The following is a 12141-nucleotide window of genomic DNA, read 5'->3' as shown; positions in this document are numbered from 1 at the left end:
TGCTCACTTCTTTGCATCCAAGAAATCACACACCGCCGCCGCCATCACGGCCACGCCAGTTTTGATCGCCTCCTCGTCGCAGTCATACATCGGTGTGTGACCGCCGTAGGTGAAACCTTTGGCTTCGTTGGCGACGCCGAGGCGGAAGTAGAAGCCGGGGACGACCTGCGCGAAGTAACTGAAATCCTCGCCGCCCATGCCGGGAATCAGTTCGACCACGTTCTTTTCGCCGACGATGCGTTTGAGGACGGGCAGTGTGGCCGCGATGAGCTTCAGGTCGTTTTGAATGCTTGGATACGTTTTGCGATACTCCATCTCGTAAGTGGCCCCGTGTGCCTCGGTGATGCCTTTGAGGATGCGGTGCATTTGCTCGATGATGCCATCGCGGAATTTCGCGTCGTAAGTTCGCACTGTGCCGCCCAGCTCGACCTTTTCAGCGATGATGTTCTCGCGGTCACCGCCTTTGATCGTACCAATGCTGATCACCAAGGGCTGCCGTGTGTTCGTCTGGCGGCTTTTGATCATTTGCAGCGCCATGATGGCCTCGGCGGCGACGGTGATGGCATCCACGCCTTTGTGCGGCGCGGAACCGTGCGCCATCTTGCCGTTGATCACGATGTGGAAGCGATCGCTGTTCGCGTTGTCGATGCCCGGCGTGTAGCCGATCTGCCCGGCCTTCAAATAATGCACGCCGTCATCCGTGGTGCCCGCTGGCATCACCTGCGCCGTGGTGTGCAGGCCAAAAACCGCCGCAGGCTTGGGTTTTTCCATCACACCTTCCGCCACCATGAGCTTGGCGCCCCAGTCGCCCTTGAATGTCGCTGGCATGGCCTCTTCGGCAGGTTGAAACAGAAACTTCACGCTGCCCTTCACCTGATCCTTGTGCTTCGAAAGCAACTCTGCGACGCCCAACGCGCACGTCACATGCACATCATGTCCACACGCATGCATCACCCCCGGATTCTTTGAGCGATACGGCACACTGCGCAATTCTTTGATCGGCAGCGCATCCATGTCCGCTCGCACCGCCACGCACGCCCCGTCCTGCTCGCCTTTGAGCAGCGCCACCACGCCATGCTTCGCCACGCCAGTCTTGATGTCGGTGAAACCGAGTTCCTTCAAACGATCCGCCACCAGCTTCGCCGTGCGCACCTCCTCGTTTGGCAATTCCGGGTGCATGTGAATGTCCCGCCGGATCTCCACCAGCTTCGGGAACATTGCCTCGATGCTCTTTTGGAAAACAGTATCACGGTTTTCAGCGGCGAAAGCAGGCCAGGCGAAAAGGAATAACAGCGTCAGCTTCTTCATGGACCAGTGATGGGGTGATTTATCTTTCTGCGATGCCACCGGTGATCTCCTTTGCGTTCGTGCGCAGGATTTCAATACCGCTGAGGATCGGTTCCACGCCGGGTTTCGCGGGGATTAACTCCACGACGAGATTCTCTGTCGCGGGGATGTTTGGGAACTCTTCGACGACAGCTCCTTTGCGCGTGGCGGGATCAAAGGCTTTCAAGACGACCTTGTCGCCGAGTTTCACGTCGAAGACGCGCTGGCCGGGTTTGTCACCTTCGAGAGCGGCGAACATGAGTTTCACGGTATAGGTCGCGGGAGGCTGGCCTTTGGCCAGAACGGGAATATCGAGCTTGGTGAGGCCACGGAGGCCGCTGGTGAAGATCCACGGCGTGTCGTGTCCTTTCACGACATGGCTGTCTTCGTTGAAACTGTAAGCGCCGCCGCCTTTGGCATACTGCGGTTTGAAATCCAGCGGCAGGTCGATGCCCGCACGGCTGCTGGGGCGTGGATAGCCGAGCCAGAGCTTGCCGTGTGCATCGCGGCGGTCGCCAGGAGCACCGAGATTCAGCGCCATGTGCTGCACGGGCAAGGATGCGCCGTCCGCGCTGTAAACGCCCCAGTTCATGCGGTCCTCACGCGGCTCGAAGACGACGGTGCTGGCGATGGAGAACAGGCAGACGCAGCCCGCGCTGGCTTCGGGAATCATGACGAGGCCGTTGGCGGGAATCGTGTTGATCCAGCAGCCGAGGCGATGCCCGGCGAAGTGCTCGGTGCCGCTGTCGCTGTCGCGATCATAGAACGCGGTGAATTTGGAGCGGAAGAACATCATGTTCGGTGTCGCGGAGATCGCGCCGCAGTGGTGGCCCGGGCGTGCGAACATCCATGCCGTGTCCTCCCCGGTGATCGGATGCTTGCGGGTCTTCTGCGCACCGGTGTAGAGGTCGTAGCTCCACGGCTCGGCGATGATTTCGTTATCGATGACGACGGGGCGGTGGCGGTAGTTGGCGTCCTTGGCCCACAGTTTCTCGCCTTTGTTCGCGTCGAGCACGACGAGGCGGCGGCGTTTGAATTCACCGCTCAAGAACTGCTCCCAGTAGTGTCCATTCGCGTTTGCACCGCCAAGAACAAGGTGGCCGTTGTGATACATGAGCGTCAACGCGCCGCCGCCGATGCCGATCTCGCTGCAATCGGTCACATCGACCGGTTTCGCCCACTGCTGCTGGCCGGTGACGGCATCCAGTGCCACGGCCATGCGCAAATCGTTGTTTTTGATGCGATCTTCGGCCAGTTCGCGCTCTTTGCCGGTGAGTTTGGCGAGGTCCGTCTTGTCCTGCGCCAGCATGAGGGCGCGTTGCTCTGGCGTGAGCGAGGCGTCGATGAAAAACAGCCGACCATCGCCGATGGCGATGCTGACGTGCGAGATGTGCTTGCCCTGATGCGTCCATTTCAACGCACCGGTCTTCACATCGAAGGCGAAGATCTTGTCCGTCGAGATCGAGCCGCTTTTGCCGCGGCGGGCGACTTCGGCGGCCTTCTCGACACGCTCGGTTTCGGTGCCGTAGAGCAAACCGTCGTGATAGGCGATGTAGCCCCATTGCAGATCCTTTTTCGTGCCTGCGCCGGGGATTTTGAGGGTGCGAACGATCTTGCCCGTCTCGGCGTCGAATTGAATGCACTCGTCTTCCATGAGCATGAACAGGAAGTCATCGCTCGCGGCCATGTTGCCGGGCTCGCGGGCGTTATAGACGCCGGTGCGCATCGCGCCGGGGTTCTTCGTCTCCCACAGGAACTGACCGTTGTAGGCGTCGTAGGCCAGCACGCTGTCCTCTCCCTGCACAAAGAGACGGCCATTCACTGACAGCGGCCCCACGGCACCATCGTGACGATTCACCCCTTGACCCGGACCGGGATCGCCATACCACAGCACGCTGAGGCCGCCTTTGATGCGGCGGTCGTCGGTGCTCGAGGTGTTCGCCGCGTTGCCATACTGATGCGACCACGAACTCGCGCCGGGCAATGTGGCACGCGTGAGCACGCTCCAGCCATCCACACTCGCGATCTTCGCCTTCTCTTCGCTCAACTTCGTTTCTGCCAGCCATGCGTCGGTCTTCGGCGTCGCTTTGAAGCAGAACTTGCCGCCAATCGGCTTCAAATGCCGCGCCACATCCGCTGGCACGCCGACAGGCTCCAGGCTGTCGCTCACGATCAAATTGGCGCAGTAACTTGAATACGGCATCACCGCGAGATCGAGATGGTCCACCGTGATGCGTGGGCCGTAGAGGCCGGTCGTGAGCAAGGCCGCACGCGATGCAGCTACCTTTTTCGCATCCGCATCGACGCCGAAGATGATCAAGTCGCTGCGCTTCGCGAGTTCGTAGGCGAGTTGGCCTTTGTCATTGCCGAGGACGATGCAGAAGCCCTTTTTCACACCCGATTGCTTCAAGATTTCTTCCGCGGCCTTCGCGTGGGCGTCATCGGATTCAAACGTGCTGCGTTTAGCTGCGAGCGGACTTCCTGCCTTTTCACCGAAGACATAAACACGTCCCGTGGTCGTGCTGACGACGAGATGGCCGCCGGAGACGGCCAGACCACGCGCCTCGCCATCCACGGCCGTTTTCCAGGCCAGTTTGCCTGTTTCAGTCTCAATCGCGATGACCTCGCCTTTGCCGCCCGCGATCAAAGTCTTGCCCGCAACGATCAGCGCCGACTGATGCGGCGATTCGAGCGTCCACTTCACGCCGACATCGGCGGTGGTGGCCAGATCGGCTTTGTGCTTCGCGATCTCGTCCTGCTTTGCCTTGTAGGCGACACGCAGCGGCTCGTATTTGGCCGCGATGGTCGCCAGATCGGCCTGCGCCGTCGCAAACGCCGCCGGATCGTCCTTCACCTTGCGTGCGGCGGACTCGGCGGCCTGCAGCTTCTTCGCCTCGGCGACGGCGGGATGTTTCCTCAATTCTCCGGTGATCTTCGCGATGGCCATTTCGTGTCCGTGTCGGATGCGCGTGCCTTCCGCGTGCTTGATGCGGTCCACGGCGATGATTTTCGTGCCGTTCGCCATGTAGCCCATGTCACCTGCCAGGGTCATCTGCGTGCCTGCGAACCAGCCGAAGCCGGATTTCTGCTTCTCCTGATCGAGCGCGAGGATGTGATGCTCGCCCACGGCGTAGATCTGATCATCCGCGAGGAATGCCTGCGAGCCACCGATCTGCCCGCCCGCATCGCCACGCCAGCCGGGTTCGGGTTTGGCGATGAACTCGCCTGTTTTGCGATCAAACGATGCAGCGAGGGAACGGCCTGACGGCACAAACAAGATGTCTTTCGTCGCGAGCAGATAGCCTTGCGGCGAGAGGTCGTTGCGGCCTGCGTCCTTCTCGCTGATGGCGTCATTCTTCCAGATGATCTTCCCCGTGGCCGCTTCGACCGCGTAGATAAAGACCTTCTCATGCGGAAACACGCCCGCGCCGAAATACGCGATGCCGCCGTCGACCAGCAAACTCGTGCGCACCGGCCAGCGCGAGATCATGCGTCCGCGGGCGAGGATGCGCTCATCGTGTGGCCCGGCGCGCAGCTTCCACACGAGTTTGCCTGTCTTGGCGTCGAGACAGTAAGCATAGCCGTCATCCGAACCGACGAAGACCTTTCCATTCGCCACCGTTGGTGCCAAACGCACCGGCGCATTGGTGAAGAACGACCATTTATCCGCGCCCGTGGCCAGATCACGGCAGATCACGCGTCCATCGACCGACGAGCCGAAGAAGACACGCCCGCCGCTGATGGCGACGTGGAACACATCATCGAAGCGGATGCGATTGAAGAGCTCATGGCCCTCGATCACGCGTCCGTCTTCGCCCGCCCAGGCCATCTTCGGAGCCGTGGGTGATTCAAACGTCCACGCGGGTTGCAGCGGCAGTTTCACGTCCTCCTTGGTGGCACCAACGCGTGAGGCATCGTGCAGATAGGTGGGCCAGTCGGCACTGGCGGTGGAAAGGGCGAGAAGGAACAGGAGCGGGCGCATGGTCGAACTAAAACGCACACATGGCGGTGAATTCATCGAAAGAGCCGCGTATTGTCTGCTCCCATGCTGCCGCGCTCCGCCATTCTATTCTTGTTCGCCGCCACGGCCGCCTTTGCGTGCTCGGTGCCGGTGTTTCGGTATGCCTTGGAGCATTGGGCGGCCGATCCGTATCGCGTGACCGTGCCGCATGGCACAAAGCTGGACGGCAACTTCAAAGTAACGACGACAGACGCGCCGAAAATCGAGTTGCGGCAGCCGGCTTCGATGCGGAACGAGGAGGTCATCTGGTCTGCCGAGTTCAATGAGGCGAATGTGAAGGCGTTGGTGGATTCACCAGCGCGCCAGCAGATCGCCGAACGTCTCGGCGCGGGCGAAAGCGCGGTCTGGGTGCTGCTGGAATCCGGTGACAAGGCGAAGGATGATGAAGCGGCCAAATTCCTTGATGAGCGGCTGGAATATCTCACAGGCGTCATGGAATTGCCAAAGCTCGACCAACAGGACATCAAGAACGGCCTCGTTTCGGTGCCTGGCGATGGGTTGCAGCTCGCTTTTTCGACGTTGAGGGTGAAACGGGACGATGCAGCAGAGCGCGCCTTCATCGCGATGCTGTTGGCGAGCGAGCCGGATTTGCGGGAGATCGAAGAACCCATCGCGTTCCCGATTTTTGGCCAGGGGCGAGTGCTTTATGCGCTGGTGGGGCGTGGCATCAAAGTGGAGACCATCGATCGTGCCGCGCAGTTCTTGATCGGCTCATGCTCATGCCAGGTGAAGGAGCAGAATCCAGGCGTGGATCTGGTTATGGCGGTGGATTGGAAACAGATGGTCAAGGATCAGGCGATGCCAGGCCAACAATTGCCTGAACTGAGCCAGATCGCGGATTTGCTGCCGCAGACGGTGAAAATTGATGGTCAGGTGGAGGCAAAACCCGCTGACACAACGACGAAGTTCGACTGGCGCATCGGTCTGGGGGTGATCCTGCTGCTTGTCGTGATCAGGACGCTGATGAAGCTGAAGCGCTGAGATCGAGCCCCATTTTTTTGAGTTCCCACTCTTGAGCGGTCCACTGAATTGACACCGGTTCGCCGACGGGCTTTTCGTTGACGAAGATGCCGGCTGAGAGCGGGCGGATGCGGCGGTGAGTGGCGTGTTTGTCCACAAGCGGCATGCCTTGAGCCTTGGGCGAAGGATTCTGGGCTTCAGCCTCCTCTTGCTTCCACTGAGTGGCGAACTGATGCAGGGCTACGATGCGATACCAGTGCCAGGGCTGCTCGCACATGACGTTCTCACGGCACCAGCGCCAGTTCGCGAAGCGTTCCAGTTCGGCGGGACGGATGAGGAAGCAGCGCACACACTTGCGGCGCACGACTTTGCGGTCCTCGCAGGTCATGGCGAAGAGCCAGGTCTCGCGAGGGAAAGGCGTGGTGGCGAGATGACCGGCGATGTGGTTGAAGGCGTCGTTGAGCACTTCAAATCCAAGCAGCCCTTCGGTGCGTAACACCGGGCTTTTCAAGCTCGTGTAGTCCGCCATCTCGCGCACGATTTTGCGCGCGGCTGGGTTGTCGTAGAGTTCGTTCACTGTCGTGCTGGGCATCAGGTTGCGGAAGATGAGTGCGCATTTGTCCGAGCCGGGCACGGGGGCGAGGAAATGCGCCTGGAAGAGCACGTCGTCCGAGTCTCCGCGCTTCAGGCGGTCCAGCGCCTTCAGTTGCCTGCGAAAGAGCAGCAGCCAGCTCGCGAAGAAGCCGAGCAAAAAGCCGATGAACTTGCCGGTGATCTCCGGCACCACGCGATTCCATTCGAGATTTTTGAGCCAGTCCGCCACCTGCTGCGCGTTCAAACTGCCTGCCCATTGAATGAATTGATCGTAGAGACTCATGGCGTGGAAGGACCGAGGCTAGAGGCAAAAGTTGGGATGGCAAGGCGTGAGTCGTGCTCGAAAATCAGCCGCGTGCTGAAGGTCAGGAAATCGAAACAACCGCAGGCAAAAGCATGGACGCGGTGACGGGCGCAGCTATCCTGCCAGCGCATGCGAAACACGATTTTATTTTTGATGCTAGTGCTGGCAATGCCGTTTGCCGGCACGGCTATGGCCCAGGAGAAAGCACTGAGTGCCAAGGAGGCGAAGGCGCTCTATGACAAGGCGGACCGTGCTTTGAACGAGGCATGGGCTGCTGCGAAGAAGGCGCTGCCGGAGTCCGAGTTCAATGCACTCAAGGAATCGCAGCGCGCCTGGGTGGAGCATCGCGATTACCTGGCCCGATCACCGATGTACACCGGCGCGGACGCGCAGGGCGAACTGGCACTCGATGCCCTCGAGTATCTCGAAGCCGCCGCCGGTCTGGCGGAGGACCGGACCACATGGCTCAAGGGACTCGTGCGCGAATGGAATGATGACACGCTCACCGGTGTGTGGACGGACAGTTATGGTGGGCGCATTGAGATCGTGGAGCGTGAAGGACACCTGCATTTTGTCATCGAGTGCGTGCGTGGGCCTACCTCGCATGTCGGTGGTCTTGCCGGCATCGCGGTTTGGAATACCAGCATCGGCTGGTTCAGCGACAAAGGCCGTGAGGACAAAAGCGGTGAGCCTGAAACGAATCTCAGCTTCATCCTGCGAGATCGAAAACTCGAGGTTATCGGGGCCAACACTGGCTACTACCACGGTGCGCGTGCTTATTTCGACGGTGAATACGTCCGCGTGCAGCCGCTGAATGCCAAGGCGCAGGCGAAAGTCGTCAAAGCGGCGAAAGCGGGCGAAGTGCCGGAAGAATGATCCCAACCCACGACTCATCATGCACGCCGCCGGCCCCAAAAACCCCCTTCATGGCATCACGTTACAGACGATGGTCACGCAGCTCGTTGAGCACTACGGCTGGGAGATGCTCGGGCGCATGATTCCGATCAACTGCTTCAACTGGAACCCCAGCATCAAGTCCAGCCTCATCTTTCTACGCCGCACGCCCTGGGCACGTGAGAAGGTGGAGGCGCTGTATCTCGATTCGTTGCCGGACATGCAGCCGAATACGGAAGGCGAGGCACCGGCGGCGTAAGCCGGGCGAGCACCGTCCGCTTTTCACAGCCGTTCCACTTGCTTCAAATGCTCCGGGGGCGGATGCGCCTCGTCCACATCGTGGACTTCCACGATTCGTCCGTCATCCATGCTCGCGATGCGGTTGGCGTGATGGAAGATGCGGTTGTCATGCGTCACGATCAAAACAGCGCGCTCCTTGCCACGCGCCACGTTCTCGAAGATCTCCATCACCACATGGCCGTTCTTGGCATCCAGCGCCGCCGTCGGTTCATCGCAGATGATGAGCTGCGGCTCATGTACCAGAGCGCGTGCGATCGCCACCCGCTGCTGCTGCCCGCCGGAGAGCTGTGAGGGCCGGTGCTTGAAGCGGTCCGCCAAACCAACCTGCTCCAGCACCTCCTTGGCCCGTTTTTCCGCTTTCGCAGACGCCATGCCCTGAATGAGCAGCGGCACGCTCACATTCTCCGCGCAGGTCAGCGTCGGGATCAGATTGAAGGACTGGAAGATGAAGCCGATGTGCTTTGCCCGGAAGCGCGTGATCGCCGCCGTGCTCATGCGCCGCAAATCGTGGCCAAAGACCGTCAATTCGCCTTCATCCGCCACCAAGGTGCCTGCGATGATGCTGATGAGCGTCGTCTTGCCACATCCCGACGGCCCCACCAGCATGGTGATGTCGCCGCGTCGCACCTCCAGATCGATCTCCTTCAAGACCTGCAACCGTGAACCGCCGTCCCCAAAGCTTTTGGAGATGCCCTTCACATGGGCCGCGAGTTGGTGATTTTCGCCGTTGTTCATGAATTGTTGCCGCCAGGCGTTGGGACATACGTCTCTGCATGAGTTTGGAGAAACCTGCCAGTCACGCTGCTTTCGTTCGCTGCAATCTCCTTCGGAGTGCCCGTGGCGAGGATGTGGCCGCCTTCGGTGCCGCCGCCGGGGCCGAGGTCGATGATCCAGTCGGCGCAGCGGATGACGTCGAGGTGGTGTTCGATAACGATGAGGGTGTTGCCGGCATCGCGCAGGCGCAGCAGGACGCCGAGCAGCGTCTGGATGTCGGCGCTGTGCAGGCCGGTGGTGGGTTCGTCGAGGACGTAGAGTGTGCGACCGGTGCTGCGTTTGGCGAGTTCGGCGCTGAGCTTGATGCGCTGGGCCTCGCCGCCAGAGAGAGAGGCACCGCTTTGACCGAGTTTGATGTAACCGAGGCCGGTGTCCTCAAGCGTGCGTAGTTTCGGGGCGATGGCGTTGTTGCGCTCAAAGAAGCGTGCGGCTTCGCTGACGGTCATTTCGAGCACATCGGCGATGTTTTTGCCTTTGAAGGTGACCTCCAGCGTTTCCGCGCCGTAACGGCGGCCTTTGCAGGACTCGCAGGTGACGTAAACGTCGGCGAGGAAGTGCATGTCGATCTTGATGACGCCGTCGCCTTCACATTTTTCACAGCGGCCACCAGGTGTGTTGAAGCTGAAGCGTCCGGCATCGTAACCACGCACGCGGGCGAGCGGGAGTTGTGCGAAGAGTTCACGGATGGGGCCGAACGCGCCGGTGTAAGTGGCGGGATTCGAGCGCGGACTGCGGCCGATGGGCGACTGGTCGATGACGACGACTTTGTCGAGATATTCGAGGCCAGTGATGCGCTCGTGTTTGCCGGGGATGTCTTTGGCGTCGTAGAAATGGCGGCGCAGCGCCCGCATGAGGATGTCGTCCACCAAGGTCGATTTGCCGCTGCCGGACGGCCCGGTGACGCAGGTGAAGCTGCCGAGCGGGAAGGCGGCGGTGACGTTGAGGAGGTTGTGCTCGGTGGCGCCGTGAATCGTTAATGAGTTCTTGGTTCTTGGTCCTTGGTTCTCGGTTAAGAGGGTTTGCGGCAGTGCGGTGGCTTGAATGCGCGTTTTGCCGCTCAAGTAAGCGCCGGTGATCGAATTCTGATTTGCCGCGATCTCAGCGGGTGTGCCTTGGGCCACGAGTTTGCCGCCGTGCGGGCCGGCGGCGGGGCCGAGTTCGATGATGTGATCGGCGGCACGCATCGTGGCCTCGTCGTGCTCGACGACGAGCACGGTGTTGCCGAGGTCGCGCAGGCGCAGAAGCGTTTGGATCAGGCGTTCATTGTCGCTGGGATGCAGGCCGATGCTCGGTTCATCCAGCACATACAGCACACCGGCGAGTCCGGCCCCGATCTGTGATGCGAGCCGAATGCGTTGCATTTCACCGCCGGAAAGCGTGCCGCTCTCGCGATTCAACGTGAGATAACCCAATCCGACCTGCTCCAGGAACTCGATGCGCTTCACGATTTCGCGCTGCAACTCGCCCACATAGGCTTTCTGCTGCTCGGTGACTTCTAATTCGCGCATCCAGCCGAGTGCATCGCGGATTTGCAGCGAGGTGAACTCGTGGATGTTGAGTTCCTTTGTTTGGGAGCTCAATCTGACCGCCAGCGACTGCGGTTTGAGCCGCTTGCCTTCGCACGTCGCACACGCATGTGGATTCATGAGCCGCGTGAGGGCGGCTCGGAGGGCGTCGCTTTCGGCGCTTTGATAGAGACGGGCGATTTCGGGCAGCAGGCCTTCAAACGGCTTCGCCATACTGCGGGTGTTGTCAGACTTCTTCCAACCGGTGGCGATGGCGACTTCACCGGTGCCGTGAAACAGGGCATCTTTGAATGCCTGCGGCAGAGTTTGGAAGGGAACGTCCATCGCAGCGCCGAAGTGCTTCGCCAGTGCTTCCACGCTTTGATTGAAAACGATGCGCACTTTCGGATGCCGTGCCCACCACGCCTTGATCGCGCCATCGGCGAGCGATTTGGATTCATCAGGCACCAGCAGCGCCGCATCTGGTGTCGGCGTCATGCCGGTGCCTTCGCAGGTGGGGCAGGCCCCGAGATGCGTGTTGAAGGAGAAATGCTGCGGCGTGAGGCGCTCGATGACGTAGCCGGTGCGTGGATTCGCGAACTCAGTGGTGTAGCTGAGAATTTCGTCGCTGCCGTCGAGGTTCACGAGGAACTGCACCTCGTGCTCGTTCCAGTGCAGCGAGCTTTCGATGGCCTCCATGAGCCGCTGGCGTGAATCCGCACGCACGACGAGGCGATCGATGACGATCTGCACCTGTTGTTGCTCGTTGGCTGCCAGTTTGAGCGAATCTTCCAGCTCCACGATCTCGCCGTTCAAGCGCACGCGTACAAAGCCCTGGCGTTTGAGTTTTTCAAACAGCGTGTGCGTGTCCTCGCCATTCGCCGGAGGTTGCGGCGAGAGTACCATGACGCGAGTGCCTTCACCAAGCGCTAACACCTTGTCCGCGATCTCCGGCGGCGTGCTGCGCAGGAGTTTTTCGCCGGTTTGCGGGTCATGCGGCTGCCCGGCCACGGCGTAGAGCACGCGGAGGTAGTCGTAGATTTCCGTCACCGTGGCGATGGTGCTGCGCGGGTTCGGATTCGAGTGAACCTGCTCGATGGCGACCGCCGGGGACAGCCCCTCGATGAAATCCACGTCCGGCTTCTGCATTTGGTCGAGAAACTGCCGCGCGTAGGCGGAAAGGCTCTGCACATAGCGCCGCTGGCCTTCCGCAAACAGGGTGTCGAAGGCCAGGGATGACTTCCCGCTGCCGCTCACGCCCGTGAGCACCACGAGCTTATGCCGTGGGATGTCCACGTCGATATTCTGGAGATTGTGCTGCCGTGCGCCACGCACGCGGATCACGTCTTCTGGCATGCGCCACACAAGCCGCGTGGGGCAGGGGAGATCAAGCCCAAGAAATCCCCCGGCACGTCCGTTTCCAGAATGGTGCATGAGGGCGGTTGATTATCCCCGGCCTCTCC

The 12141-nt window shown here is 60.6% G+C and carries 8 protein-coding genes; 3 read left to right on the top strand and 5 right to left on the bottom strand.

Annotated elements, in window-relative coordinates:
• Positions 1 to 3: 3 nt before the first annotated feature.
• Positions 4 to 1308 (bottom strand): amidohydrolase, encoded by a 1305-nt coding sequence (locus tag U1A53_RS18430; RefSeq protein WP_322283238.1) that lies wholly within the window; start codon positions 1306 to 1308, stop codon positions 4 to 6.
• Between the two features lie 19 nt (positions 1309 to 1327).
• Positions 1328 to 5308, bottom strand: a complete 3981-nt coding sequence (locus tag U1A53_RS18425; RefSeq protein ID WP_322283236.1) for a PQQ-binding-like beta-propeller repeat protein — start codon at positions 5306 to 5308, stop codon at positions 1328 to 1330.
• Positions 5309 to 5371: 63 nt separating this feature from the next.
• Between U1A53_RS18425 and U1A53_RS18420 the strand changes: the two genes are divergently transcribed.
• Positions 5372 to 6328: a hypothetical protein gene (locus U1A53_RS18420; RefSeq protein WP_322283235.1), complete on the top strand. Its 957-nt coding sequence runs from the start codon at positions 5372 to 5374 to the stop codon at positions 6326 to 6328.
• Here the strand turns inward: U1A53_RS18420 and U1A53_RS18415 are convergent.
• On the bottom strand, positions 6300 to 7184 hold the full coding sequence (locus U1A53_RS18415; RefSeq protein WP_322283234.1) for a hypothetical protein: 885 nt from the start codon (positions 7182 to 7184) through the stop codon (positions 6300 to 6302). The two genes, U1A53_RS18420 and U1A53_RS18415, sit on opposite strands and share 29 nt — an antisense overlap.
• 150 nt (positions 7185 to 7334) lie before the next feature.
• Between U1A53_RS18415 and U1A53_RS18410 the strand changes: the two genes are divergently transcribed.
• Together U1A53_RS18410 and U1A53_RS18405 are read left to right on the top strand one after the other, a co-directional pair.
• Positions 7335 to 8081: a lysozyme inhibitor LprI family protein gene (locus tag U1A53_RS18410; protein ID WP_322283233.1), complete on the top strand. Its 747-nt coding sequence runs from the start codon at positions 7335 to 7337 to the stop codon at positions 8079 to 8081.
• A gap of 19 nt (positions 8082 to 8100) precedes the next feature.
• Positions 8101 to 8358 (top strand): VF530 family protein, encoded by a 258-nt coding sequence (locus tag U1A53_RS18405; protein WP_322283232.1) that lies wholly within the window; start codon positions 8101 to 8103, stop codon positions 8356 to 8358.
• A 23-nt stretch (positions 8359 to 8381) separates the two neighbouring features.
• Here the strand turns inward: U1A53_RS18405 and U1A53_RS18400 are convergent, their stop codons facing one another.
• On the bottom strand, positions 8382 to 9134 hold the full coding sequence (locus U1A53_RS18400; RefSeq protein ID WP_322283230.1) for an ABC transporter ATP-binding protein: 753 nt from the start codon (positions 9132 to 9134) through the stop codon (positions 8382 to 8384).
• Positions 9131 to 12112 (bottom strand): excinuclease ABC subunit UvrA, encoded by a 2982-nt coding sequence (gene uvrA, locus U1A53_RS18395; RefSeq protein ID WP_322283229.1) that lies wholly within the window; start codon positions 12110 to 12112, stop codon positions 9131 to 9133. The genes U1A53_RS18400 and uvrA overlap by 4 nt, the downstream gene beginning before the upstream one ends.
• Positions 12113 to 12141 lie beyond the last annotated feature (29 nt).

It is taken from the genome of Prosthecobacter sp. (assembly GCF_034366625.1).
Taxonomy (GTDB): Bacteria; Verrucomicrobiota; Verrucomicrobiia; order Verrucomicrobiales; family Verrucomicrobiaceae; genus Prosthecobacter.
This window is presented reverse-complemented; position numbering and strand designations above follow the sequence as displayed.

Coding starts and splice junctions, on each gene's coding strand:
- U1A53_RS18430 (WP_322283238.1), bottom strand. CDS start 1,308: ATGAAGAAGCTGACGCTGTTATTCCTTTTCGCCTGGCCTGCTTTCGCC.
- U1A53_RS18425 (WP_322283236.1), bottom strand. CDS start 5,308: ATGCGCCCGCTCCTGTTCCTTCTCGCCCTTTCCACCGCCAGTGCCGAC.
- U1A53_RS18420 (WP_322283235.1), top strand. CDS start 5,372: ATGCTGCCGCGCTCCGCCATTCTATTCTTGTTCGCCGCCACGGCCGCC.
- U1A53_RS18415 (WP_322283234.1), bottom strand. CDS start 7,184: ATGAGTCTCTACGATCAATTCATTCAATGGGCAGGCAGTTTGAACGCG.
- U1A53_RS18410 (WP_322283233.1), top strand. CDS start 7,335: ATGCGAAACACGATTTTATTTTTGATGCTAGTGCTGGCAATGCCGTTT.
- U1A53_RS18405 (WP_322283232.1), top strand. CDS start 8,101: ATGCACGCCGCCGGCCCCAAAAACCCCCTTCATGGCATCACGTTACAG.
- U1A53_RS18400 (WP_322283230.1), bottom strand. CDS start 9,134: ATGAACAACGGCGAAAATCACCAACTCGCGGCCCATGTGAAGGGCATC.
- uvrA (WP_322283229.1), bottom strand. CDS start 12,112: ATGCACCATTCTGGAAACGGACGTGCCGGGGGATTTCTTGGGCTTGAT.